This window comes from Rhodococcus sp. T9N, assembly GCF_024436645.1.
Classification (GTDB): domain Bacteria; phylum Actinomycetota; class Actinomycetes; order Mycobacteriales; family Mycobacteriaceae; genus Rhodococcus_F; species Rhodococcus_F qingshengii.
In genome coordinates, this window is sequence record NZ_JAMSKS010000002.1 from 1 (window position 1) to 25,482 (window position 25,482).

Annotated in this window: 25 protein-coding genes; 12 read left to right on the plus strand and 13 right to left on the minus strand. The window is 62.3% G+C overall.

What is annotated here, in order from left to right; genetic code table 11:
- On the plus strand, positions 1–488 hold a 488-nt coding region (locus tag M1L53_RS03840; RefSeq protein ID WP_261949201.1), incomplete at its 5' end, for an HNH endonuclease family protein.
- Between the two features lie 13 nt (positions 489–501).
- Here the strand turns inward: M1L53_RS03840 and M1L53_RS03845 are convergent.
- From M1L53_RS03845 to M1L53_RS03860, 4 genes are all read right to left on the minus strand, one after another.
- Positions 502–672: a hypothetical protein gene (locus tag M1L53_RS03845; RefSeq protein WP_007734610.1), complete on the minus strand. Its 171-nt coding sequence runs from the start codon at positions 670–672 to the stop codon at positions 502–504.
- A 353-nt stretch (positions 673–1,025) separates the two neighbouring features.
- Complete coding sequence (locus M1L53_RS03850) at positions 1,026–1,394, minus strand: hypothetical protein (RefSeq protein WP_232319052.1); 369 nt, start codon at positions 1,392–1,394, stop codon at positions 1,026–1,028.
- A gap of 287 nt (positions 1,395–1,681) precedes the next feature.
- Positions 1,682–2,800 carry an Ig-like domain-containing protein gene (locus M1L53_RS03855; RefSeq protein WP_054187972.1) on the minus strand — a complete coding sequence of 373 codons (1,119 nt, stop codon included), beginning with the start codon at positions 2,798–2,800 and terminating at the stop codon, positions 1,682–1,684.
- Between the two features lie 55 nt (positions 2,801–2,855).
- Positions 2,856–4,070 (minus strand): Ig-like domain-containing protein, encoded by a 1,215-nt coding sequence (locus tag M1L53_RS03860; protein ID WP_054187973.1) that lies wholly within the window; start codon positions 4,068–4,070, stop codon positions 2,856–2,858.
- A 297-nt stretch (positions 4,071–4,367) separates the two neighbouring features.
- On the opposite strand from M1L53_RS03860, the gene M1L53_RS03865 reads away from it, so the two are divergent.
- The 3 genes from M1L53_RS03865 to M1L53_RS03875 are packed head-to-tail and all read left to right on the plus strand — an operon-like array spanning position 4,368 to position 6,975.
- Positions 4,368–5,867, plus strand: coding sequence for a SulP family inorganic anion transporter (locus M1L53_RS03865; RefSeq protein WP_157092629.1), 1,500 nt, complete (start codon positions 4,368–4,370; stop codon positions 5,865–5,867).
- Positions 5,868–5,902: 35 nt separating this feature from the next.
- Entirely contained in the window at positions 5,903–6,328 is a 426-nt protein-coding gene (locus tag M1L53_RS03870) for a MerR family transcriptional regulator (RefSeq protein WP_007734605.1), read from the plus strand.
- Between the two features lie 26 nt (positions 6,329–6,354).
- Complete coding sequence (locus tag M1L53_RS03875) at positions 6,355–6,975, plus strand: L-threonylcarbamoyladenylate synthase (protein ID WP_003945756.1); 621 nt, start codon at positions 6,355–6,357, stop codon at positions 6,973–6,975.
- Positions 6,976–7,009: 34 nt separating this feature from the next.
- Here M1L53_RS03875 and M1L53_RS03880 read toward each other — a convergent pair whose 3' ends face one another.
- The 3 genes from M1L53_RS03880 to M1L53_RS03890 all read right to left on the minus strand — a co-directional run bounded on the left by M1L53_RS03880 (position 7,010) and on the right by M1L53_RS03890 (position 10,818).
- Positions 7,010–8,923: an alkyl/aryl-sulfatase gene (locus M1L53_RS03880; protein ID WP_054187975.1), complete on the minus strand. Its 1,914-nt coding sequence runs from the start codon at positions 8,921–8,923 to the stop codon at positions 7,010–7,012.
- A 99-nt stretch (positions 8,924–9,022) separates the two neighbouring features.
- Entirely contained in the window at positions 9,023–9,586 is a 564-nt protein-coding gene (locus tag M1L53_RS03885; protein WP_007734604.1) for a TetR/AcrR family transcriptional regulator, read from the minus strand.
- A complete protein-coding gene (locus tag M1L53_RS03890; protein WP_261949202.1) occupies positions 9,583–10,818 on the minus strand; it encodes a cytochrome P450 in 1,236 nt (411 codons plus the stop codon). Before M1L53_RS03890 ends, M1L53_RS03885 begins: the two co-directional genes overlap by 4 nt.
- Positions 10,819–10,926: 108 nt before the next feature.
- Between M1L53_RS03890 and M1L53_RS03895 the strand changes: the two genes are divergently transcribed.
- Positions 10,927–11,772 carry a hypothetical protein gene (locus tag M1L53_RS03895; protein ID WP_054187977.1) on the plus strand — a complete coding sequence of 282 codons (846 nt, stop codon included), beginning with the start codon at positions 10,927–10,929 and terminating at the stop codon, positions 11,770–11,772.
- A gap of 113 nt (positions 11,773–11,885) precedes the next feature.
- Here M1L53_RS03895 and M1L53_RS03900 read toward each other — a convergent pair whose 3' ends face one another.
- A complete protein-coding gene (locus M1L53_RS03900; protein WP_156423205.1) occupies positions 11,886–12,044 on the minus strand; it encodes a hypothetical protein in 159 nt (52 codons plus the stop codon).
- A gap of 205 nt (positions 12,045–12,249) precedes the next feature.
- Between M1L53_RS03900 and M1L53_RS03905 the strand changes: the two genes are divergently transcribed.
- Positions 12,250–13,011: an SDR family NAD(P)-dependent oxidoreductase gene (locus tag M1L53_RS03905; protein ID WP_054187978.1), complete on the plus strand. Its 762-nt coding sequence runs from the start codon at positions 12,250–12,252 to the stop codon at positions 13,009–13,011.
- Here M1L53_RS03905 and M1L53_RS03910 read toward each other — a convergent pair.
- Positions 12,993–13,130, minus strand: coding sequence for a hypothetical protein (locus M1L53_RS03910; protein WP_003945592.1), 138 nt, complete (start codon positions 13,128–13,130; stop codon positions 12,993–12,995). The genes M1L53_RS03905 and M1L53_RS03910 overlap by 19 nt on opposite strands.
- A 219-nt stretch (positions 13,131–13,349) precedes the next feature.
- Between M1L53_RS03910 and M1L53_RS03915 the strand changes: the two genes are divergently transcribed.
- The 3 genes from M1L53_RS03915 (at position 13,350) to M1L53_RS03925 (ending at position 16,621) form a co-directional block, all read left to right on the plus strand.
- Positions 13,350–14,294: an alpha/beta fold hydrolase gene (locus M1L53_RS03915; RefSeq protein WP_054187979.1), complete on the plus strand. Its 945-nt coding sequence runs from the start codon at positions 13,350–13,352 to the stop codon at positions 14,292–14,294.
- Between the two features lie 263 nt (positions 14,295–14,557).
- A complete protein-coding gene (locus tag M1L53_RS03920; protein ID WP_042452552.1) occupies positions 14,558–15,331 on the plus strand; it encodes a VOC family protein in 774 nt (257 codons plus the stop codon).
- A 135-nt stretch (positions 15,332–15,466) separates the two neighbouring features.
- Positions 15,467–16,621 carry an alkaline phosphatase family protein gene (locus tag M1L53_RS03925; protein WP_007734589.1) on the plus strand — a complete coding sequence of 385 codons (1,155 nt, stop codon included), beginning with the start codon at positions 15,467–15,469 and terminating at the stop codon, positions 16,619–16,621.
- On the opposite strand, the gene murJ is transcribed toward M1L53_RS03925, so the two are convergent.
- The 4 genes from murJ to M1L53_RS03945 form a co-directional block, all read right to left on the minus strand.
- Complete coding sequence (murJ, locus tag M1L53_RS03930; protein WP_232319053.1) at positions 16,607–18,235, minus strand: murein biosynthesis integral membrane protein MurJ; 1,629 nt, start codon at positions 18,233–18,235, stop codon at positions 16,607–16,609. The genes M1L53_RS03925 and murJ overlap by 15 nt on opposite strands.
- 97 nt (positions 18,236–18,332) lie before the next feature.
- Positions 18,333–19,361 carry a beta-ketoacyl-ACP synthase III gene (locus tag M1L53_RS03935; RefSeq protein ID WP_054187981.1) on the minus strand — a complete coding sequence of 343 codons (1,029 nt, stop codon included), beginning with the start codon at positions 19,359–19,361 and terminating at the stop codon, positions 18,333–18,335.
- A gap of 161 nt (positions 19,362–19,522) precedes the next feature.
- Entirely contained in the window at positions 19,523–20,164 is a 642-nt protein-coding gene (locus tag M1L53_RS03940) for a response regulator transcription factor (protein WP_042452561.1), read from the minus strand.
- Positions 20,152–21,390 (minus strand): sensor histidine kinase, encoded by a 1,239-nt coding sequence (locus tag M1L53_RS03945; protein ID WP_232319054.1) that lies wholly within the window; start codon positions 21,388–21,390, stop codon positions 20,152–20,154. Before M1L53_RS03945 ends, M1L53_RS03940 begins: the two co-directional genes overlap by 13 nt.
- A 109-nt stretch (positions 21,391–21,499) precedes the next feature.
- Between M1L53_RS03945 and M1L53_RS03950 the strand changes: the two genes are divergently transcribed.
- From M1L53_RS03950 to M1L53_RS03960, 3 genes are read left to right on the plus strand one after another with little or no spacing between them, the layout of a single operon-like run.
- On the plus strand, positions 21,500–22,282 hold the full coding sequence (locus M1L53_RS03950) for an ABC transporter ATP-binding protein (RefSeq protein ID WP_042452563.1): 783 nt from the start codon (positions 21,500–21,502) through the stop codon (positions 22,280–22,282).
- The gene (locus M1L53_RS03955) at positions 22,282–24,765 is read left to right on the plus strand and encodes an FtsX-like permease family protein (protein WP_054187982.1); all 2,484 of its coding nucleotides are present in this window, start codon (positions 22,282–22,284) and stop codon (positions 24,763–24,765) included. The genes M1L53_RS03950 and M1L53_RS03955 overlap by 1 nt, the downstream gene beginning before the upstream one ends.
- Positions 24,766–24,786: 21 nt before the next feature.
- Positions 24,787–25,419, plus strand: coding sequence for a bifunctional 2-polyprenyl-6-hydroxyphenol methylase/3-demethylubiquinol 3-O-methyltransferase UbiG (locus M1L53_RS03960; RefSeq protein WP_007734580.1), 633 nt, complete (start codon positions 24,787–24,789; stop codon positions 25,417–25,419).
- Positions 25,420–25,482 lie beyond the last annotated feature (63 nt).

Here is a 25,482-nt window from a genome sequence, read left to right on the forward strand (position 1 = left end):
CGACCGACACGCCGTGCCTACCGTGCCTTCATCCTGATGCGGCGCTAGAGATAACTCGCAACGACATCCTGCGGCGTGACCTCACCGACCTGACATTCAAGGACGGCTCCAAAAGCTGCTCGGTCCAAACCGGTACGCTCCGTGACCCGTACACGAACAAGACCATCGCGTTCACCCGCGGCCAGGACACGTCTTCTGCAGTCCAGATCGATCATGTAGTCGCACTCTCGGACGCCTGGCAGAAGGGCGCACAACAGCTCGATACACAGACGCGAACCAATCTGGCCAACGACCCTCGAAACCTGCGCGCTGTCGACGGGCCCACGAACCAGAAGAAGTCGGATTCCGACGCGGCGACCTGGCTGCCACCGAACAAGGCCTACCGCTGCCAGTACGTGACTGCTCAAGTGGAAGTCAAAGCGGCATACGGTTTGTGGGTCACCCAAGCCGAACACGACACCATCGCAGACATTCTCGCGACCTGCTGAACTCTTGCGGTGATCAGCGGCCCTTGATCAGATACCGCACAATCGCCATTCCGAGCGCGAGGCCCACTACGGTGGCGAGCGCTGCAACCAGACCGTGACCGGTCAGTGCGACGAACACACCGGTGATGACTGCGACGACGGCAATGATCCCCGCGTCCACTCTGCTTTGACCACGTTCAGGCATGGCACTCTCTCGTGCTGTCAGGTCCGTCCGCTCCCCTCGTAGCGGACGGACCCAGCGGCAATCTGTCGAAATGCGCGAACTCCGGTGGCCTCACCGGGCTGACTTTGCGGGCGGTCCTGCGAGGCCGGCACGTCCCCCGGAGCCAACTCACATCGGTTCACGAAGTCCGTACCTTCGCAGAATATACCGATTGGTAGGTAATTACCGAGGGCTAAAGTCCCTGGTCATGGACTCATGCGACGAGTGGTCGGAAACTCGAGACGAACGAGCACATCCGCGAGGCGAGCGTTAGCCGAGATAGCAGAGGTCCGTGGCCACGGCCAGAGGCCCATCTGGAATCAGAGCGGCGACGTCTATGACCCGAAAAGTGATCCGAGATCCAACGATCCGACTGACGACACTCGCTTCCAATCAGAGCAATATGCGGTGGTGAAGCGAGAATCCGTCAAGAGAATCGTGACTGTCGCCGGTTCGCGGGTGCTTTCGAACTCGAGTACATTCAATTCACCATCGCCGTCGACTTTTGCTCGGCCGTATATGCACGGCATGTCAGCTGATACGGGCCCAGACGTCGTGTAGGTTCCCGGCAACACCTCCCACGGCACGTCGAACAGCCCGTGACCGGGAATCGTTCCCGGCGCTGCTGAGGCCGCAGACGTCCCGATCATTGCCACACCGACAGCTACTGCTGCAGCGGACGCGAGCAAACTAACCTTGCGCATTTTCCCTACCTTGTTCATACCTGAACCGCAGCGGCGAGTTCGAAGGCTTGTTGATGTAAGAACCCGCGGTTCGCGCAGTTCTTCAACTAACGGTAGTAAAAGGGCACGAGTTTTGGTGAGCTACCTTTTTGTGGTTCTGGCCCGATTTCCGTGACGGAGACTCCCATTGAGAAGATCAGAGAACGCCGGCGTTGCGGCTCTCGGCATGATTCGAACCTGTCATTCCAGTATTCGATCACACCCGCATTCGAGCCGAAACGTCGACGCTCCCCTGCCGTTTGGGTGACTCAGCCTCCGAGTGAGCCCGTCGGCAGCTTCGAGAAGATGTCCCCGAGGCTTCCGGTTCCACCAGGAGTTTCCGGTTCCGTCGGATCCACCGGCTCGACGACGATGACACCAGGCACGGTGACGGTCACGGTCTTGTCCGCAGATTCCGAAGAACTGAACTTCTTGGTACCCAAGAACTTTGCGGTGATGCGATGCTCGCCCTGGTCGCGGAACGGCCAGACCAGTTCTGCATGGCCATTGGAATCGACTGTGGCGCTGCCGATCTTCGTATCGCCGTCGAAGAACTCGACCGTTCCCTCACCCGGGTTCGGGTCGATACTCGCCGCAATCTTGACGTCTTCGCCCGTCAGTGCCTCCAGTGCGACAGCGACCATCGTCTCGGTCTGGTTGGTCGTGAAGACCTCGGTAGTCGAGAGGGCGCTGCGTCCCTCGCCCGCAGCAACACAATACCCAGCGGCATTGACCCACCGGGACTCACCGAAACTCATGCTCGTGTCTTTGATCTTGATGCTCGGGCTCGTCGCCCCGGCGCGCAGGTGCGTCGTCGCGTTTCCCTCGTCGGACCGAGCTTCGAGTTTCAATTCGACTGCCGGTAAACGAAAGTCCGTGTTGGCCTTGACTTGCAGTCCTTCCTTGGGCTTGTTGTCGTTCGCGCTCGGACCGTCGTTGACTGTCTTGTTGCCGGTACCGGTAATTCGCAGGTACTCACCCGCCGGGTTCGCGTTTCCGTCTGCGCCCACCCGGAGCAGCACCGCAGTCTCGCCGGTCAAGTTGGACGACGAATCACCGACGAGGGAGTACGAAACCAGGGTTGCCCCTTGCGGTAGTGCGATGTCGTACTTGATACGACCGGTGTCCGAATCCGAACTACGCATGGTGCCTGGATGCAATTTCACTGTGAACTGTTCGCCGGGACGCACGGACGTGGGCGCCGTTACCTCCATGTTGTCGGAGAACGACGAATCCCAATCGGTGGCGCCGTCGACCCGGCACTTGTGTTCGAAGGAAACTGTCCGCGTCACGGTATCGGAAGCCGCTGCCACCGGCGCGGACACAGCGAGGAGTCCGGCCGCGAGTGCTGGTACGACAGCGCAAACTGCCAGAGTGCGGGGGTTCATGTGTTGCCTTTCAGAAGAACTCGGCCATTGAAAGTTCAGTGAGGTAGGACCGTGATCACTTGCCACCGAGCGAACCCGTCGGCAGCTGCGGCAGAACGGACTCAAGGCTGCCGAGACCGCCCGGAGTGCCCGGATCGGTCGGGTCGGGATCGACCGGACCTGTGGTGTCACCGGTCACCGTGAGTACGTGTGCCGCCGACGTGTACTTCGCCTCGTCTCCGGTAGCGGTGAATACTGCAGTCACGGACTTGGTACCCGCCTTACCGAAGGTGAGATCCAGGCGCGCAATACCGCGAACCACCGGCCGCGGGTCACCGACGGGTTTGCCGTCGACCATGAACTGTACTGTTCCCGTTGTGTTTTCCGGATCGACGTGAGAAGCAAAAGACACCTTGGTACCGGTCGCGGCGGTAGCCGGTCCTTCGAGCTTAGTCACGATGTCCGCGCCTGGCTCAGGATCAACGGGCCCCAGGTCCCCGTCGATCTTCGTGGATGCCAGGGCGCCGGCACCGGCATTGAGGGGGCCGGTCTCACCGTCGCGCGGCGAGCAGGATGTGGGCGCCCAGATGGTTCCCGCGAGCCAGTGACCGACCTGAGGGAGGAAGGTCAAAAATGACTCCGGCGCACCGAAAGTACCTGCAGCACCCGAAGTCCGGACATTGGTGTCGACTGCGCCGGACGGCCCGGCTTTCACGGTGATTCTGATCTTCGGAAAGACGATGTTCGTCTCGGCACCGGACTGAGCATTGATCGCAAGCCCACCGTGCGCACCCGACGACGATGACGGACTGTTGCCGATCGCTTCGTTTGCGCCGGACAACCGGAGTATCGGACCGTCCGCTGCGGGAGCACCGTCTTCGTTGACACGAATCACCGAAGCAGGTTTCCCGGCAATAACATTGCCCGGATCGGTGACCGTCGCCGAAACGAACTCCGCGTTGGTCGGAATCGGCAGATCGATCTTCAGACGCGAGATCTTCTTGACGCTTGCGCCGCTCACATCGTTCGGGATCTGGACGCTACCCGGATCCACGTCGATGTCGAAGACCTGACCTGGCGCGACTACCGCAGGAGCCGAAACCCGCACCGTAGCAGGCTTTCCGTCTGACGAAGGACCGGAGAACGCACTCGGAACTGCGCGGCACGTGACCTGAAAAGTTGTCGACGTGGTTTCTGCAACGGGCGCCGCGGTCGCCGGAATCACGGCCACAGCGGCTCCACCGGCAAGGAGGCCGGTAAGGAGCGCAGCATTCAGTAGGCGTTTTGACATGATGTCCTCTCGGAACAACCTGATTGACGTTTGCCGCCGAACTGTAACGGAGCCAGCGCCCGAGTTGACCCTTTTTCAATAAACAAAAACCACACAGTAGGTAAATACTTGGTAAGGGTTACTGGTCGTCACATCTGACCGCCACCGCGAGCGTTGCCTCTCTCGATCAATCTCGCGATTCGAGATTCACTGCAGGGAAACGCAATTCGACAGAAATCCGCGCCGTAGTGAGAACTCCGTTCATACTCTACCCTTACAGGAGGGTAGAGTATGAGAACCTCGTCAGGACGGAATCTCATGGCAGTAACCATCGCTTCATCCACCAACGACAATTCGGTTCGGGCCGCGCTCCGGTCACCTCACCGTCTCAAAACGGAGGTTTTGGCCGGACTGGTCGTGGCGTTGGCACTGATTCCCGAGGCGATCTCGTTCTCGATCATCGCCGGCGTCGATCCGCGCGTAGGACTGTTCGCGTCGTTCACGATGGCAGTGACCATCGCCGTCGTCGGCGGACGACCCGCAATGATCTCCGCAGCTACCGGCGCCGTCGCACTGGTCGTCGCTCCACTGACGCGCGAGTACGGAATCGACTACCTGATTGCGACAGTCCTTCTGGCCGGCCTTCTCCAGATCGTGCTGAGCCTCCTGGGCGTCGCAAGGTTGATGCGCTTCATTCCGCGCAGCGTCATGGTGGGATTCGTCAACGCACTCGCCATCTTGATCTTCATCGCCCAACTCCCCCACCTGATCGATGTTCCGTGGCTCGTCTACCCACTCCTTGCAGTCGCACTTCTGATACTCGTATTCCTGCCGAAACTGACGAACGCCGTCCCGGCTCCACTGGTGGCAATCGTTCTACTGACAACCGCCACAGTCGTTTTCGCGTTCGATGTCCCCAACGTCGGCGACGAGGGCGAGCTTCCGTCGAGCCTACCGACGCTACTGTTCCCCGACGTCCCCCTGGACATACACACACTGTCGATCATTGCGCCGTACGCATTGGCCATGGCGCTCGTCGGACTCCTCGAATCGTTGATGACGGCCAAACTCGTCGACGACGTCACGGATACTCACTCGAACAAGACCCGAGAAGGGTGGGGCCAAGGCGTCGCGAACATCGTCACCGGCTTCTTCGGGGGCATGGGAGGGTGCGCGATGATCGGCCAGACCATGATCAACGTCAAGGTCTCCGGCGCTCGCACTCGAATCTCGACGTTCCTGGCGGGCGTGTTCTTGCTGATACTCGTGGTCGGCCTCGGCGATGTCGTGGCGTTGATTCCCATGGCCGCATTGGTGGCCGTCATGATCATGGTCTCGGTCGGCACTTTCGATTGGCACAGCATCAATCCGAAGACCCTGCGCCGCATGCCGATCGGCGAGACAGTGGTCATGTTGGTCACCGTGGCAGTCACCGTCGCGACCCACAATCTTGCCTACGGCGTGATCGTCGGAGTGATCACCGCGATGGTCATCTTCGCCCGCCGCGTCGCGCATCTCACCGAAGTGATCGACGTCGCGCATCCGGACGAGGACACCCGTGTCTATGCGGTTCGAGGCGAACTGTTCTTCGCATCCAGCAACGATCTGATCTACCAGTTCGACTACGCCGGCGACCCGAAGAACATTGTCATCGATCTGTCCGAGTCTCATGTCTGGGACGCGTCGACCGTCGCGACACTGGACGCCATCACCACCAAGTACGCGGCCAGAGGCAAGAATGTCGAGATCGTGGGGCTCGACGACGCATCGGCCGAGCGCCACCTGCGCCTGTCCGGTCGCCTGGGTGACGGTCACTGAGAGTATGGAAGCCCAGCGCGAGGAAAGTGGGAGTGATGTCTGAGCCGGAACATGCGGGCCAAGGGCCGAACATGCAGATCGGACAGGTTGCCGAACGCACCGAACTGTCGATCAAGACGATCCGTCATTACGACGAGGTCGGTCTGGTTACTCCGTCCGAGCGGAGCGCCGGAGGATTCCGCCTCTATACCGAGGCCGATGTCCAACGGCTACTGGTAATCCGACGAATGAAGCCGCTCGGATTCAGTCTCGAAGAAATGAAACAACTTCTCGATTCTCTGGCAGTGCTCGGCGACGAAGCTTCGGACGCGTCAACGCGCACCGCTGCAACCGAATTCGTCACCGACTGCCACACCCGGGCGGAAGAAAGCTGCACACACTTACGTAAGCAACTCGCCTACGCCGAAGAGCTGACGGGTTTGCTCGCCGACCACAGTCTCAACGGTGAACGGCATTCGTGATCTGCAAGCTGAACTAAGCTGAGTTGATGGCCCGATACTTCGACGTTCACCCGGAAAACCCGCAGCCGCGCGCGATCAGCCAGATCGTCGAAATGCTGCGCAACGACGCGGTCATCGCCTACCCCACCGACTCCTGCTACGCCCTGGGCGCCCGAATGGACAATCACTCGGGCACCGATCGGATCCGCGAGATCCGTCATCTGCGTTCGGACCATCACTTCACGCTGGTCTGTGCCGATTTCGCGCAGCTCGGGCACTTCGTCCACGTCACCAACTCGGCGTTCCGCGCAGTGAAAGCGGCTACGCCTGGGCAGTACACGTTCATCCTTCCCGCCACGAAGGAAGTTCCGCGTCGGCTGGCACACGCCAAGAAGAAGACCGTCGGAGTGCGTATCCCCAGCCACCCGGTAGTGCGGGCACTCTTGCAAGAGTTGGGTGAACCCATCCTCTCCAGCACCCTTCTCCTGCCCGGCGCCGAGGAACCGATGACGGACGGCTGGCAGATCAAGGAAGAACTCGACCACCAACTCGACGCCGTCATCGACTCGGGTGACTGCGGAACCGAACCCACCACAGTCGTCGACTATTCGTCCGGTGTTCCCGAAATCGTGCGCGTCGGCGCGGGAGATCCTTCTCGTTTCGAATGATCCCCCACCCGGGCCACATCATGGAGTCGACCAGTCACGGCGTGACGATATCGAACCACAGATCGAAGTCCTCCAGCAGCGAGATGAACGTCTCCAGTTCGGACTGATCTCCCACAGCTTTTGCCGTTCCGGCCTTGATGGATTCGGTGAGCGAGGTCCTTCCCAGATACACCTCGTTGAACACGGCACGGGTCAAGGTCAGAGTCAGGGCTGCCGAAGCATCTGCCTTGTCCATGTCGTAGTTCAGCACGCCGTTGCGCACTGTGACCAGGACGTTGTCCGCGGTGTCCGACAACACGAATCGCAACGACAGGTCGACGTCGGCGGCCTTCGGGCCGTCGAGGCGAACTGCCCAGAAATCCAGCATCTGTTCGAGCGGCATCACTGCGACCGCGGCCGGGCCAGTGGGGTTGTTGGACGGCATCGGCGCCAGCGGATGCCGCAATTCCATCGCTCCGACCAGGTAGAAGTTGCGCCACGTACCGTTCTCGGCTTGGTAGCCGAGTTGTTCGTACGTGTCCGCCAACAACTCTCGCGCTTTCTGATTACTCGGATCGGCGAACACCAGATGGTTCACCAACTCCGCGGCCCAGCGGTAGTCTCCGTCGTCGAACGCCTGCTTGCCCTTGGTCAGAAGTGCGTCCGGCCCGCCGACGGCTTCGACGTAGCGCTTGCCGTTCTCCACCGGCGGATGGGGATTGAGGTGAGCGGGAACGCCGTCGAACCAACCGAGATAGAAGGTGTAGATCGCTTTGACGTTGTGACTGAGCGAGCCGTAGTACCCACGGTTGTACCACTGCTTTCCGATCGCGTCGGGTACCTCGATCTGGTCGGCAATCTCTACCGGTGTCAGTCCCTTGTTGGCAAGGCGCAACGTCTGATCGTGCAGATACTTGTACAGATCTGCCTGATCCGACATCAGCTTCAAGATCTTGTCGTTGCCCCACGTGGGCCAATGATGCTGCGCAAAGATGATTTCGACGTCGGGGAACAGTTCCGTTGCCAGACGCACGTAGTGCGACCACGCTTTGGCGTCGCGAGTCTTGGCGCCGCGCAACGTGTATAGATTGTGCATCGTGTGCGTGACGTCCTCAGCTGACCCGAGCGCCTTGAAATCTGGTAAATAGAAGAGCATTTCGGATGGCGCCTCGGTTCCCGGCGCGAGCATGAACGTCACGCGCACACCGTCGATGACCTCTTCGTGCACCGGTTCGGTGATGACGTCGGTAGGCACGGCGAACGTCGAAGTGCCGTGCGAAGTGGACAGGCCGAGACCACCGGATACCTGCCCTTGTGGCCCCGGACGCAGGAACGATCCGTACATGTACATTCCGCGACGTGTCATCGCCGTGCCGGCAAGTACGTTCTCGGAAATCGCTTCCTCCGTGAAACTGTCTGGTGCGTAGACCTTTACGGCACCGGACTCGATCTCTTCGTCGGTGACAAATCCTTTGACACCGCCGAAGTGATCGCCGTGGGAGTGCGTGAAGATGATTGCCTTGACCGGAACCTTCGGGCGGTGCTGGTAGTACAACTCCAGCGCGAGAGCGGCTGTTTCCGCGGACATCAGAGTGTCACCGATGATCAACCCGGTGTCGCCCTCGATGATCGTCGTGTTCGACAAGTCCTGGCCGATCACCTGGTACAGACGATCAGCCAGCTTGAACAGTCCACCGCCCTTTCCCATCAAAGTGGCTTGGCGCCACAGACTCGGGTTGACGGTATCCGGTGCATCGCCGTCGGCGAACCCGTAGGCGTCGTACGAGAAGATGAACTGCCCTTTGTCACCTTTGACCAGTCCGCCATCGATGAGCGGTGCCACGAGACCTCGAGAAATCAGTTCGAAGTCGAAGGTGTCGTCGAAAGGAAGGTCACGGAGAACCTGGGCATTTGCCAGGCGAGTCGCTTCGGTGGCGGGCTTGGGGTCGAGTTCGGACGGTGTAGTCATCTTCTCTTACGCTCCTCGGGAACTCGCGGTGACCTGTGTCGGGATATCGGTTCATCCTCGATCCCCACGCAGCCCTCGCGCATCACCCGGAAGGGATGATCAGGTGGCCCGTCCAGCAATCAACAGCGCAACGACGAACTCACGCACCAACGTCCGCTCGTCGTTCTCGTCCGCCCCCGGCACCATGAGCAGCGAGAGAATCACTCGCACGATCCAGCGCGCCCGCGACGCTGTGCCTGCTCCGAGTTCACCGAGCATCGCGACACCAAGTCCGTTGATGACGTCGGATGAATTGGCAAGTTCACCGGCAAGACTCGCATCACCCGGGGTGAACCATGCAGCCAACGTCGGAGTGCTACGCACCGCGGACACTGCAGTGAGTATGGCCGTCTCCAGACGCTCACTCGGATCGTCGATGGTCGCTACCGATTCCGCGATCGCAGTTCCCAGCCTGCGAGCTTCGCGGTGAACGAACGCAATGTGAAGAGCCTGCCGATTCTCGAAGTACCGATACAAGGTGGCCCGGGAACATCCTGCAGCAGAGGCTATCTCCGCCATACCGACCGCGTTGACGCCTTTCTCGACGAACAGTTGCGCCGCACTGTCGAGGATCTTCTCGGCTGCCGCCAAGGCGCGCCCCTCACCGAGCCAGTCGTTGCTCACGGCCGGGTCACCGACATGGGCGCTGTGAGTGGACGGCGCACGTAGTTGCCCGGCGCGTATTGCATCGCGTCGACGTCGATATGGAAGTCTGGAATCCGGGAGAGCAACTCTTCCAAAGCAACTCGAGCCTGCATCCGAGCTGCCGACGCCCCCAGACAGTGGTGGGCGCCATGACTGAAGGTGAGAATCTTCTGCGGTCGACGCACGACGTCCAACTCCGCCGCGTCCGGTCCGTACTTTTCGGGATCACGATTGGCCGCACCGTACATCAGCAGAACCTTACGTCCTGTCGGAATCACTTTGCCACCCAAGGCCACATCTCGCGTCGTGGTGCGTGCCAGCCCTTGGACCGGTGAGGTGAGTCGAAGCAACTCGTCGACCGCGTCGGTGATCAATGCGGGATCGTCCAGCAGGATCTGACGCTGATCGAGGCGTTCGGTCAGCATCGCCACCGAACCACCCAGCATTCCTGTCGTGGTGTCGTTTCCACCGGCCACCATGGTGAAGGCGAAGCCCAGAATCGACAGCAGGCCGGACATGTCGCCGTCTTCACCGACTCCAGCGGCGAGTAGGTGCGAAATCGTGTCGTCACCCGGTTCGACCTTGCGGCGTTCGATCAACGACGCGAAGTACATCATCAACTCACCGGTGGCGGCCTGCGCCGTCGTCGCTGCCGCGGCCACACCACCTGCCGAATTGGCAGCGACAATGGCTTCGGTCCAGCCGTCGAACTGGTCACGGTCCGATTCCGGCACACCCAGATAGTGTGCGACAACCATAGAGGGCAACGGTTTGAAGAGCTCGACGACGATATCGCCGCTGCCACGCGCTTTCAGCGCCTCGATACGTTCGACGACAAATTCGCGAACCATCGGCTCGACCGCCGATACCTGACGCGGAGTGAAACCCTTCGACACCATGCGCCGGAACTCCGACTGCACTGGCGGATCCTGCATCACGAACGGCGGATTGTCCTGCATCCCGATCTGTTCGAGTTCACCGTAGACAGTGGTCAATCCCTTTGCCGACGAATACGTCTCGTAGTCGCGAGCGGCGTTGTAGACGTCTTCGTGACGGGTGAGCACCCAGTAGTCGTCCTGCGGCGCAGCTTCCGGCACAACGTTGTGCACCGGGTCGTTCTCGCGCAATGCGTCGTACATGGCCCAGGGCGAACGCCAGGACTCCCCGGTGGAAGGTACAAACCGTGGCGAATGTGACACAGAAGTTGTCATGACTCGACTATGAGACAAATAGCCGAATGTGTCAACGTTCTACGACCAACCGTTCCTACGAGCAGCATTGAGTAACTCGCATCCACGCAGAGCACTATCGTGTGTCGGGTGATCACGGATCCGAAGAATCATCCGAACAGCTCTGACTCCGGGCGCCGCGCCGTGGTTGCGGTCCTGCTCCCCCGCGAACATCTCCCCTTCATCAGGGACTGGTGCCTGCACCACATCGAGCAAGGCTGGGAGGTTGTTCTCTACGACAACACCGGTTCCGTCGGGTCCACCCGCAAGACAAGCGCATTCAGTCTCAACCGTTGGCACGGCCGCAGCGAGGACAAGAGAGGCAACTCTTACGGCGCCTTCACCCGATCGATGTCGGACAGTGAAGTTCAGGTCGCATTCCGCAAAGAACTGCACGACCTTCCGGTGACGATCGTCGACTGGCAACCGCGCGACGCCGACGGTCGGATCGTGCACGGACAGGTAGAGGCGTACGTCGATTTCGTGAGCCGGTACCGCGACACCGTCGCATGGGCAGCATTCATCGACGCCGACGAATACCTCCAACACGCACCAGGATTGGACTGGGAGGTTCTACTTGCCGGCGTTACTCAAGCGGGTTCGCACCGCGTCGTTCTCGATGCTCTGGTCTACGAATCCAGGTGGACGCGCGACGGGCAATTGCGAGACGTCGAGGAATTGAAATGCCTTGGGCTACAGAGCCATGGTTGCAAGAACATACTGAGGCTGTCGGAGATTTTGCGAGCAGACGTCCACTGGGGATGGAAGACAAGCGAACCGGACAGCCTGGTGCGGCCCGACCGATCCCTCTTCTACTTCCGCCATTACCGCGGTTCGGAGGCGGCACTCGACTTCACTCCGCTGCCGAACTTCGGGCCCCAGGTCTACGAAGAAGGTGTGGATGTGCCGGCAAAGATCGACGTATCACAAAAATGAATGTGCCTGCAAGGCACAGGTATTCATCTGCAGGCAAACCTCCGGCCCGCATCCACGAAGGCAATACCTTCAGAATGCGGGCCGGGGGCCGTAAATCCGGTTCAGCGAAGCAATCAAGCCTTCGGCTGCGAGCTTCCTGCGCCACCAATTGCGCCGAGAAGACCTGCAACTGCGCCGATGCCGACGAGAACGCCGCCCAGGCCTGCAATGATCTTCTGGAAGTCGCCGAGAGTTGCGAGGTCCGTCTTGCTGCTGCCAGTGGTGAATGCCATGTCTAGCTCCTCATCATGGAATGTGTACGCGGTCCGCGCGCCCGGTATGTAACGGCGCTCACAATATACGTAAGACGACCGAAATTTGAAGCGGTGCCGCTGAGTGGGACGTAACTCACATCTCATCCAGCGGGAACCCACGAGTAACAATGCGCGATTCGGACAACGCTTCGGGAACCGTTGAATGACGAGCAGGAGAACAGCAGTGGGCAAGTTGGATGGAAAAGTGGCCCTGATCACTGGCGCAGGGCAGGGCGTCGGCCAGGGAGTTGCGTTTGCGCTCGCCAAGGAGGGCGCTTCCGTCGCGGTCGCGGGGCGCACTGAGTCGAAACTCGTCGTCACATGTAACGAGATCGCCGAACGCGGCGGCCGTGCCGAACCGGTGCTCATGGATATCGCCGACGCGGATTCCATCACCGGAGCCGTGGCGCGAACGGTGGAACTGTTCGGCGGCGTCGACGTTCTGATCAACAACGCCAGCCTCAACCCGCTCGGCAACGTCCTCGACCTCACTCCGGAGCGCCTTGCCGACGGATTGACGTCCGGCCCCGTCGCGACTCTGCGAACCATGCAAGCCTGTTACCCGTTCATGAAGGAGCGCGGCGGCGGGGCAATCATCAACATGGTCAGCTCCGTGGCCGTCCGCTGGGACGCTGCCGGCTACGGCGGCTACGCGGCCGTGAAGGAATCCGTCCGAGCCCTCAGTCGCGCGGCAGCATGCGAATGGGGCGTCGACGGGATCCGGGTCAACGCGGTTGCTCCCCACGCGTCGTCGCCGGGGCTGCAGCGGTGGGCAGATGCACGCCCGGAAGAGGCTGCCGCCTTTGTTGCCGGGATTCCGCTACGGAGGATCGGCGACTGCGAAACGGACATCGGAACCGCGGTGGCTTTCCTGGTCGGCCCGGATGCCGCGTATCTGACTGGAGCAACAATTCCGCTCGACGGTGGTCAGTCGCGCTGGGGCTGAGAGCTGGCGTCGTCGAAGGCAAGCACCGCCGACTTGGCTTCGGCGATCGGGCGGCGGAAAACGAAACCGACCAGAACGGATGCCAAAACCAACGCGGCCAGCACTATGAGCCCGACCATCCACCACATGGTTTTCAGTATGCCCGAACCGACCTCCGCCGGACGCGCGCCACGGCCGCCGGAAAGCGGCGACAGCCTCGAAAAGTGCTGAACACCAGTCAAATTCCGTTTTGCCCGTTTCCTGAGCTTCCTGAGAATCCGTGATCGATGACACATATTCGGATCCCGAACCGGAACGAGTGCGTGACTACGACGACACCTCGGTGCATCCTGGCAGGTATGGAATCCGCTGTTTCGGCCCAACTCACCGACGGAAGCACCCTCACACACCCGTGGGGCGGGACGAGCAACATCACCGATCTCGGCGGTGACGTTCACTGGATCGACTTCGGCGGTCCCAGCGGAGCGCCGCCCATCGTGCTCGTTCACGGTCTGGGCGGCTCGCACCTGAACTGGGTGCGGGTGGCACCGGCGCTGGCGGCGCGCACGCGCGTGTACGCACTTGACCTCGCCGGATTCGGACTCACCTCTGCCCGTGGGCGACACACCGGCGTCGACGCCAACGCAGTACTTCTGAATCGCTTTCTCGACGCAGTGGTCGGTGAACCCGCCGTCCTGTTCGGCAATTCCATGGGCGGAATGGTCTCGGCAATGTCGACCCATGCCAGTCCCGAATCAGTCGCCGGCCTGGTGCTGGTGGATCCGGCTCTCCCCCTGCCCGTCCAACTTCCCGATCTGACCGTCGCCGCCCAATTCGCGCTCTACTCGATGCCGTACGTCGGTGAGCAGGTTCTCGGCTTCGGACGCCGAAAGATGTCAGACCGGCAGTTGGCCGCTCAGATGACCAGATTGTGTTTTGCCGATCCGACGCGAGCCGACCCCGCGGTCCTCGACGCGGGCGCTGCCTTGACGGCGATTCGCCGCAACGAACCTACCCAGGATGCCGAATTCCTTCAGGCAGCACGGTCACTGCTGATGACCCTCGCCCGTCCTGCCTCCTATCGAAAGATATTGCGAGAGATCACGACTCCGACGCTCCTGATGCACGGCGATCGCGATCGGCTTGTCCCGGTCGAGGCCGCACGGGCAGCCGCTGCTGCACATCCACACTGGACCACCATCATTCTCGGTGACACCGGCCACACCCCACAATTGGAGATTCCGGACGAGTTCACCCGTCATGCGCTCGCGTGGCTCGATCGCACGGGGCTGATCAGGAGCTGACACGTACCGGCACTACACCCGCGGAACGGCCTCGCCGATCGAGCAAGTGCCCCATCAACTTCGGAGTATCAAGAACGATTCGGCGGTCGTCTGCGTTGGCAGGTCCGGCCCACCGGGGAACGCGAAACGGTCACATACCCCAAAGCTCTCGAACCCTGGGAATGTGTCGGGGTACGCGCGTAGCGTGAGATTCAGGCCTTCCTCGGCCAAACATTTCCGCGTCCCCTGCTTGTGTATCCGTTTCGGTTAAGGAGAGTTTTCAGATGCCCGCACGCACAGCGCTCGACGGAACACCCTGTTGGATCGACCTCACCAGCTCCGACACCGAGGTTGCCAAATCCTTCTACACCAACGTGTTCGGCTGGCAGGCTGACACAAACGACGACCCGCAGTACGGCGGCTACGCGATCTTCAGCAAAGACGGGCAGCCCATCGCCGGGCTCGGACCCCAGCAGGAGGGAAACCCCTACGGCAACGTGTGGACCACCTACATCTCCTCGACTGATGCGGCAGCGTCGGCGTCCAAGGCCCAAGCCGCGGGCGGAACGATCATGATGCCGTCGATGCAGGTCGGTCCTCAGGGCAGCATGGCGATCGTGGGCGATCCGGCCGGTGCCGTCGTCGGCATCTGGCAGGCAGATCAGCACCACGGCTTCGGTTTGGTCGGCGAGGCCGGAGCGCCGGTCTGGCACGAGACCTTGTCCAAGAACTACGCCGCGGTCCTGCCGTTCTACACCGACGTGTTCGGCTGGACTTACGAGTCGATCGGTGACAGCGACGAGTTCCGGTACTCACAGGCCAAGCAGGGCGACACCGTCGTCGCCGGTTTGATGGATGCCAGCTCGTTCCTCCCGGCAGAGGCGCCGTCGTTCTGGCAGGTGTACTTCGGGGCGGACGACACCGATGCGGCCGTCGCCAAGGTCGTCGAATTCGGCGGCAGCGTCTTGCGCGATCCCGAGGACACGCCCTTCGGCCGTCTCGCGTCGGTGGCCGATCCACTAGGTGCCAAGTTCCAGATCTCCACGATCATGGAATGAATCTCCGCGCGGAGGCCGCACCGGTCCGCGGTCTCTGCGCGCTGATCATCTGGAAAGTCCGGATTTGACCGCACAGATTTGAACACTCGCCCAGAAGGTATGCAGTTTTCTGCGTCCAACGCCTAATCTCATGGGATGCCCGCCCCCGCCCCTCTCCTCGATGTGTACTCGCAGCCGACTCTGTCGACGCTTGCGCCGTCGGTACTCGCTTCTCTCGGAGTGAGCGGCGAAGCGAACCGTCTCGATCTACAGCCCAGCAAGAAGACCGTAATTCTGCTGGTAGACGGGATGGGCGCGAACTTGCTCGCCCGCAACGCCGAACACGCACCATTCCTGAATTCACTCGTCGGAACGCCCATCCGGGCAGGCTTCCCCACGACGACGGCCACCAGCATCGTCTCACTGGGGACCGGTCTGCCTTCGGGAGCGCACGGCATCACCGGCTACCAGTCCTACGTCGAAGAAGCCGATTCGGTGTTCAACTGGCTGGGTTGGCACAGCGCGGGCAAGAAGGAATCTCAGACCGACTCAATCGTCCCGGAAACCCTGCAGCCGCAGGCCACGACGTTCGATCGCGCCGCCGCAGCCGGCATCACCGTTACAACCGTCGTACCGTCGAAGTTCGACGGCAGCGGCCTCACCCGTGCCGGGATGCGCGGTGCCCAGTTCGCCGGAATCCAGGCATACGGAGACCTCCTCGCTCGCACCGTGGCGGCGTCGAAATCTGCCGACCGCACGTTCACGTACTGCTACATCAGCGAGATCGATGCACTCGGCCACGTCTACGGACCCGAGTCCGAGCCGTGGATTTTCCAACTGATGCTGGTCGATCGACTGGTCGAGCAACTCGCCGCGGCTCTCGGTCCGGACGTGAGATTGCTGGTGACGGCAGACCACGGAATGGTCGACGTGTCGGACGAGAACAAGATCGACTTCGACAACACTCCGATTCTGTCCAAAGATGTACTCGCTCTTGCCGGTGAACCTAGATGTCGTCACATCCACACCCGAGAAGGCGCTGCACAAGATGTTGCGGACCGCTGGCGCGCCGAACTGGGTGACCGCATGTGGATCGGGACGAGGTCCGAGGGCATAGTCGCAGGATTGTTCGGGCCTGCAGTGCATTCCGAGTATCACGGCCGGATCGGTGATGTCATCGCCATTGCGTCCGGGGACGTGGCCGTCGTACGTCGATCTGTCGAATCGGGACTGTCCGGACTCCGTGGACAGCACGGCGCCCTCACTCCGGACGAACTGCTGGTACCGCTCTTGTCCTCAGGACAGCAGTAGGGCTCGCGCCCGGCGAATCTCGGGAACACCGACGACCTTGCATGCGCCCAACAGGACTACGGCACCGACGGCCGCACCCGCCGACAATGAAATAACAGCAGCAAGCCTGGGCTCGGGAACTCGGTTCTGAACCGCCACCACCAAAGCGAGCGCACAACCACCTGCCAGAATTGCCGCCGCCGAAATCCTTCCGACGGTGGCCTGCACGCGACGGAATCCCAACAGCCCGTATCGCTTTCGAAGAAGGATGTGGCCGAGCACCGCTCCACACACGTAGGAGAACGAGCCGGCGGCACAGACGGCCAGGACCAGCCTTTCGTCACTCGCCAACAGTGACGCAAGAAGGACGAGCACAGTCTTGGCGACCACCATCACCAGGGCGATCACCGCGGGAGTTCGGGTGTTGTTGTCGGCGTAGAACACTCGCAGCTGAAGCATGACCATCGCAAAGGGCACCAGCCCGAATGCACTGACCGCAACGGCCGTCCCGATCAACCGGGCACTGCTGCCGTCGACCCGGCCGAAGAAGATCAAGGTGGTCAACGAGGGACCGAACACCATGAGCGCCACAGTCACCGGGATCAGCGCCACCACAGAATACCGGGCTCCCCGGCCGAGATCGGATACGACGCCGACGTCGTCACCCGCAGCAACCGACCTGGCGATCCGCGGCATCAGCACCGTCAACAACGACACACCGAGAATGCCGTACGCCACTTGAAACAGCAGATCCGCGTGCGTGTACATCGAGTAGACGTGACGGGAGAGAGTGACCTTCATCGTCACCCACACACCGATCTGGCCGGCAACGACGTACACAAGCACCCAGCCGAGCAACGGCGCCCCGACGCGCACCGGTCGCCAGGTGTGCGGTACGACGCGCACGCGAAGGCGCCACCGAAACCCGTTGCGGTGCAGCGCTCGAGCAACGACGGCGGTTTGCGCCACGATCCCGAGCAAAGTGCCGACACCGATCACCAGAACCTGCGCGGTGGTCATCGACTCGGGAGTCAGAGCCACCGGCCCCGGGATACACAGGAAGACCGCGACCGTCACCAGAAGGACGACGTTGTTGATCACCGGCGCCCAGGCCGGCGCGCCGAACACCGATCGAACGCTGAGCACAGCCGTCATCATCGCCGTGACGCCGTAGAAGAAGATCTCCGGAAGAAGCAAGTACGCGAAGAGCGTCGTCAGCTCTCGTTGAGCCGGATCATCGATCACGGCCGAGACCAGAGGCGGCGCGCACACCACGGCCACTACCGTCACGAGCGCAAGAGCCAGCGCTCCGACGGTGAGAACGCGCTGCGTCTGCTCTCGTTCGAGCGTCCGCCCACGGCTCCGTTGCCGCGTCAGATACGGAAGCAGGACGCTGGCGAGAATCCCGCCGAGGAGGAGCTGATAGACCATGTTCGGGAAGCTGTTGGCCGCGTTGTACGCATCACTGACGAGGGCAATGCCCAGGACCGCGGCAAGGGCAAGGGTGCGGACGAAGCCGGTGATCCGACTGACCGTGCTGGCGAGCGCCACTTGCCCACCCATCTTTGCCAAGCTGCCGCCCGTCTCAGCTGAATGTTCGGACTTGCGTTCGGACTCCCCCACGCTCTCGACCATCTCGCCAGAGTGCCACATCGCAGACGTTCGACGATCCGGACGGAAACGGAAGGGCGCCCCGAACCGTGGGTTCGAGGCGCCCTTCCGTAAGGAACAATCAGGCGGATTCTACTCCAGCCAACGGCGGCATGACGACAACCTGACCGGCGAAGGACAGGCCCGCACCGAAGGCGAGAAGCAATGCCTTGTCGCCCGGCTTACACTGGCCGTCGCGCAGCATCTGCTCCATGGCGAGCGGGATCGAGGCCGCGGACGTGTTGCCCGTCTCGGCGATGTCGTTGGAGACGGGGAAGCCCTCGGGCAGCTTCATGCTGCGAGCGATGACCTCGTTGATGCGCTGGTTTGCCTGGTGCGGTACAAAAGCGTCGATGTCCTCGATACCCAGCCCCGACTTCTCCAGGGTGCGAGTGGCGACCTTGCCCATCTCGAAGGCAGCCCAGCGGAACACCGCGGTGCCGGCCATCTTGATCCACGGCCGAGGTCCGGTCGGGTTCTTGGTGTAGTCGAGCCAGCTGGGCTCCTGAACGATGGCGTCGGACTGGCTGCCGTCCGAACCCCACTCGACCGGGCCGATTCCGACGGTGTCGCTCGGGCCGACGACAACTGCGCCTGCGCCGTCACCGAAGATGAAGCGAACGCTGCGATCGGTGGGCTCGGTGGCCTCGCTCATCAACTCGACGCCGACGACGAGTACGTGATCAACCGTGCCACCGCGAACGAGGTCGCTGGCCACTGCAAGAGCGGTACAGAAACCGGCGCAGCCTGCCGCGACGTCGAATGCAGCCGGACCCTTGATGCCGAGCTCGTGGGCGACGATGGACGCAGCCTGGGGAGTCTGCAGGTCCCACGTCGACGTCGCGATGATCACTGCACCGATCTGCTCGGGTGCAATGCCGCTGACGTCCAGTGCTTTACGTGCCGCGCTGATCGACATCGCGAGGATGCCTTCACCCTCGCCGGAGAACCGGCGCGACTTGATACCCGATCGCGTCTGGATCCACTCGTCGGTGGAATCGATCAGCTCGCAGATCTCGTCGTTGGTCACGACTCGCTCCGGGCGGTGAACGCCGAGCCCGAGAAGGACGGACTGCCGACCTCCGGCCACACTGGCAATCGGCTTACCCATTGATCGATCTCCTCGTTGGTTTCTGGTGATGACGCGCATTCGACATCACACGTTACGTACAGGACATAAGCCCCTGCCTCTCAGGTCACCGTTCGATCACGGCAACAACATGAGGCTGGCTCAGATTACGCTTCGGTCAGGTATGTAGTCCAGATCCACGATCAGGCGCGCAAATGAGCTAGAACTGCCAAAACACGACGATGCCCGCTTTCGGAAGCCGACAGGCCGAGTTTTGCGAAGATATTTCCTATGTGCTTGCTCACAGCGGTGTCGCTGACGACCAGTTTCCTGGCGATTTCCTGATTTCCCAACCCCTCCGCCATCAGTCCGAGAACCTCGGACTCGCGTGGAGTCAGCGATCTGATCGGATCGTCGGCGCGTCGACGGCTCATCAGTTGGGATACGACCTCGGGATCCATCACCGTTCCACCGTCGACGACCCGGTTCAATGCGTCGACGAACTCGGCTACCTTCCCGACTCGTTCCTTGAGCAGGTACCCGACCCCGCCGGCGCCTCCTGCCAACAATTCACCGGCGTAGCGATCCTCGACGTAAGCGGAAAGGACCAGGACGGGAAAGCCCGGGCGAAGCTTGCGCACCTCGATCGCCGCTCGAAGTCCCTCGTTGGTGAAAGTAGGAGGCATCCGGACGTCGAGCACCGCGGCGTCGGGGGTTGTCTCCTCGAACACCGTGAGGAACTGTGCGGCGTCGGAGACGGCAGACACCTCGAAGCCCTCTCCACGGAGCAGCAGGGCCAGCCCCTCTCGCAGAAGAGCGTCGTCCTCGGCAATCAGAATCCGCACGGTAGTTCCACCCTCATCGTTGTCGGTCCACCCTCCGGGCTCTCCAATACTGCGGTTCCTTCGAAAGCCTCGACCCGGCGTCGAATACCCGCCACGCCGCCGCCCGGGCGTTCGTTCGCGCCGCCGTGACCGTCGTCGATCACGTCGATGAGCATCGTCTCACCCGACGAGTCGTCCGACGTCTCCGTCCGTGCCGTGACGGTGACCCTGCGGGCTCCGCTGTGTTTTGCGACGTTGGTCAAGGCCTCGGCGACGACGAAGTACGCAGCAGCCTCGACGGCAGCCGGGGCACGGCGGAGCTCGTCGATCTCGAGTACGCAGGGCACGGCGGAGCGCCCGGCGAGCGCCGAGATCGCGCCCTCCAGACCCAACTCGTCGAGGATCGGCGGGTAGATGTCGTGCACCAACGTCCGGAGTTCGCTCAACGCCTCGGTGGCCGCATCTTGGGCCCGATGCAGTTGTGGCAGAGCCTGGTCCGGATTGTTCTGCAACGACCGCTCGGCCATCCCCAACATCATCACCACCGCGACCAGACGGTTCTGCGCTCCGTCGTGCAGATCCCGCTCGATGCGCTTGAGTTCGGCCGAATGCGCGTCGAGCGCCGCAGCGCGGCTGGCCGTCAGGGCGGTGACGCGCTTCGAGAGGTCCGAACGCGTATCCGGCGCAAGCAAAGTCGTGGTCGACCAGCTGATCCATTTCGCCATCGCGGGGATCAACCACCACGCGATCAGGAAGTACAGGATGCCGATCAACGGCATTCCGGCAGCGCCCAGCCACGACGTCACGGGGTACGGGTTGTTGACGGGTTCGCCCGCGGGCATCTGCTGCCAGTACAGCGGGACGGCAATCGCATTGAGCGCACCGAGTGGCAGAGCAATGGTCAGCATCGCCGCGACGAAAGCACCCAGACCATGAATCGACAACCAGGCCGCGTCGCGCCTCGTCGACTGATCGGTGAGGAACCGGCTCCAGTCCCCGAATGTCGGATTGCTGGGCATCGGTGGGTATCGCTGCAGAACAGGGCGTCCGGTGTACGCAGCGGTGCGTTTGCGAGCCAGGCCGGCCCACCACCGGAGCACTCGCACGTACGACGGCAACAGCAACCAGCCGACGATCAGAATCGAGAGCGACAACAGAATGAGACCGACCATCAGCAAGAACAGGGAAACAACAGCTGCCGCACCCTCGACGAGCACGTACACCGCAGCCCTGATTCTCTTCTTCACTGCCCCAGCATGCCGCACCACACCGCACGATCCACTACAGCTGGCTACACCATTGATTCGGGACTCTGCTGGATGTCGACGAATGCCGAATCTCCATAGCGTTCTTCCCATGAAGAATCGACACTCGGTCCTCGCCTCGCCGGCCCCTGGTGCCACGGGAGCTCGAACATCTGCCGTGCGACTAGAAGGGGTCAGCAAGGTCTACGGCAACGGCCGCGGCGCCGTGACCGCCCTCGACAACGTCAGCCTCACTCTGCCGCGCAGCACCTTCACCGCAGTGATGGGCCCATCCGGCTCGGGCAAGAGCACTTTCCTGCACTGCGCCGCCGGGCTCGACCGACCGAGCAGCGGATCGGTGTGGCTGGGCGATACCGAAATTTCACAGCTGAAGCCGAAGGCCCGCAGTATCTTCCGTCGCGATCACATCGGTTTCGTCTTCCAGGCCTACAACCTGCTCGGCGCTCTCGACGTCGAGCAGAACGTCACGCTCCCCCTACTCCTCGCCGGGCGACGAGCCGACAAGCAGTACCTGACCTTCGTCCTCGAATCCGTCGGACTCGGATCACACCGAAAGCGCAAACCCTCCGAGTTGTCCGGCGGTCAGCAGCAACGCGTCGCCATCGCACGCGCCCTCGTCACCCACCCCGACGCACTCTTTGCCGACGAACCGACCGGCGCCCTCGACTCCCGTAGCGCCAAGCAGGTTCTGGAGTTGTTGCGCCGGACAGCCGCCGAGTTCGACCAGACCATCGTCATGGTCACGCACGACCCGGTGGCCGCGTCGTACGCCGATCGTGTGCTGTTCCTCGCCGACGGGAAACTTGTCGGGCACATCGACCGCCCGACCCCGCAGCAGATCGCCGAGCGCATGACACACCTCGGGGACTGGTGATGATGAAAGCGCACACCTTTGCGCACCTGAAAGCGCATCGCTCCGGTTTCGTCGCCGTGTTCGTCTCCGTATTCTGCGCAGCGCTCCTCACCTGCGGTCTGGGTGTGCTGCTGGAATCGGGAGTGCGAGGCGGTGTCTCACCACATCTCTACGCCGGTGCCGACGCCGTCGTGAGTGCACCACAGGCGCTCGAGGTCAAGGAAGACGCCGATCAGCCCTTTGCCGAGCGAGTTCTCCTCGACGGCGATACGGTCCGCAAGCTCGACACACTCGATGTCACGGTGGTTCCCGACACCTCCGTCCCGGTCAGCACGGCCGAGGGCGTCGTACTCGATGCACATCCTTGGAACACAGCACAATTGGCGCCGTACTCGCTCACCGAGGGGCGCGCTCCGCAGAGCCGCGACGAGGTGGTCTCGACCACGGGCGCCGCGCTCGGCGAGCGAATCACGCTGGCTCACGGCGCGGTAACGGACGAGTACACCGTCGTCGGCACAGCTGATTCGGCTTCGGTGCCGTCACCCGACCGTCCGGCACTCGTCTTCCTCGACGACGCAGAGGCCGAACGGTTGTGGCCGCACCAGAACGCTGTCACCGCAGTCGGATTGATCGCTCCCGAAGGCGTGGATGCTGCCGCTCTCGCCCGCGATGCACTCGCCGGAACCGGTGCGGAGGTCTCGACCGGCACTGCACGCGGAGGCATCGAATTCCTCGACGCCGGTGCTGCGCGGACGCAGTTGATCGTGCTCTGCGCGTCGTTTGCCGGTCTCGCGTTGATGGTCAGTATGTTCGTCGTTTCCAGCACGCTGTCGCTCTCGATCAACGCCAGGCGCCGAGAGTTCGCTCTGTTGCGGGCAATCGGAGCCACCACGCGGCAAGTGCACGTCATGATCGGACGTGAAGTGCTGCTCGTTGCTGCTGCGGCGGCAGCTCTCGGCGCGGTGCCCGGATACCTGCTCGCCCGAGTGCTGGGCGCACAGTTCGCCGACGCCGGGGTCATGCCCACCGATTTCGCGCTGGCCTACAGCCCGCTTCCGGCGATCGCAGCTTTCCTGATCTGCGTACTCACTGCCCGCGCGGCAGCGGCGATCGCGGCACGACGACCGGCGAAGCTCGACCCCGTCGAAGCGCTTCGCGAATCCGAAAGCGGCCCGGCGAAACTGAGCCGCGGACGCATCGTCACCGGGCTGATCTTCGGCGCCGCCGGCCTCAGCGCCTGCGTCCTCCCTGCTTTCCTGCCCGGCAGCGTGGCGGCCGCTGGAGCCGGTTCGAGCGCACTGTTGTTGATCTTCTCGGTCGCGCTGCTCGGCCCCTTGTTGGTGCGCGGCATCATCAAGGTGATCGGCGGTCCGCTGCGCCGCAGTGGGTCGGCGTCCAAAGTTCTCGCTGCCGCCAACGCCGAATCCAATTCGAGACGGCTCTCGTCGGCGGTTGTTCCGTTGGCTCTCGCAATCGCACTGGGCTCGGTGCAGTTCTTCAGCCAGAGCACCGTCGCCGCCGAGGCGACCAACCAGTCGATCAAGGGCGTCACCGCCGACCTGATCGTCGGCGCACCAGCCGGTATCGCTCCCTCGCTCCTCGAGTCGATCGCATCGGTGCCCGGAGTGAGTGCGGCAAACCCGGTGGTCCGCAGTCAAGTCCTCCCGGTACCCAGCGGAGAGGAAGGCGGCTCAGCCGACAGCGCGATCGCGGCCCAGGGCATCGACGCCGCCAGCGCCGACGCGACCCTCGATCTCGCGGTGACCGAGGGCGACCTCAGCGCTCTGACCGGCGATACCGTTGCCGTGAGCGAAGACGGCGCCTTCACCCTCGGAGCCAAGGTAGGCCAGCGCGTCGACCTCTATCTGGGTGACGGAACACTGGTACATCCCATGGTCGTCGCAAAATATGGTCGCGGCCTCGGATTCGGGGACGTGACCATGCCGATCGAGACTTTGCGTCAGCACTCCACCGACGCTCTGATCGACACCGTTCTGGTTGCTGCCGAACCCGGACGGTCGGCCGAAGTCCAGCAGTCGTTGCGCTCGTTCCCCTCGATCGCCGCGATGAACCAGGACCAGTTCGGGGCCGCGGGCGAAGATCAGCGCCGTATGCAGTCGTGGGTCAGCATCCTCGCCGTCCTCGTCCTGCTCGGCTATCTCGCAGTCGCCGTCGTGAACACCCTGGTCGCCGCCACTGCCGAGCGTTCCCGCGAGTTCGCGCTCCTTCAACTGGTGGGCTCGCGGACGAGGCAGGTCCGAGCAATGATGCGCATCGAGTCGTTGATGGTGGTGGGAATCGCCGTCGTGGTCGGATCACTGATCGCCCTGCCGCCTCTGATGGGCATTGCCGTAGCGGTGTCCGGGCAGCCGATCCCGGCGATTTCACCGGCGATTTACGGTTCCATCGTCGCGGTGACCGCTGTTCTGGGATTTGTCTCCATCGCGATCCCGACGCGCGCCGCTCTACGCAAGAACCCGATGGACGGAGTGCGTAACCACTGAGTGGCACTACCGTCGTCATCTATGGATGCGGCGGCCTGGGACAAGAAGTACGAAGAAACCGAGCTCGTCTGGGGCGCTCCTCCCAACGAATTGCTGGTGGAATACGCGACGGCCCTCCCCCACGGCCAGGCACTGGACCTGGCGTGCGGCGAGGGCCGTAACGCGTTGTGGCTCGCGACTCGCGGTTGGGAGGTCACCGGCATCGACTACTCGGCCGTCGCGATCGAGAAAGCCCGCACGATCGCGGCCCGCTCACCCCGATCGGTTCTCGACCGGCTCGACTACCGATGCGGCGACGTCACCGTCGCCGATTACGCCTCGAGGAACGGGCAGGGATACGACTTGGCCCTGCTTCTTTACCTTCATCTGCCCGCACCACAACGCACCCTGGTTGTGAACCGTGCCATAAATTCTCTGAAACCTGACGGAATCCTCATGATTTTGGGTCACGACCGAAGCAACATCGACTACGGCGTCGGCGGGCCGCAAGATCCCGAAATCCTTTACACACCAGAAGAATTGATGCAGGAGTTCCGCGGAAAGCTCGAGTTCGAGATCGCCGGAAATCCCCACAGGCACACCGAAACGGGAATCGCGGTCGACGCGCTTGTCATCGGACGCAAATCCGGTGTTGGCAATGCAAAGAACGGCTAGTAACATGTATTAAGTTACCGACGAGTAATAAACTTCGGGCGGTACTAGGAGTGCTGGACCGCA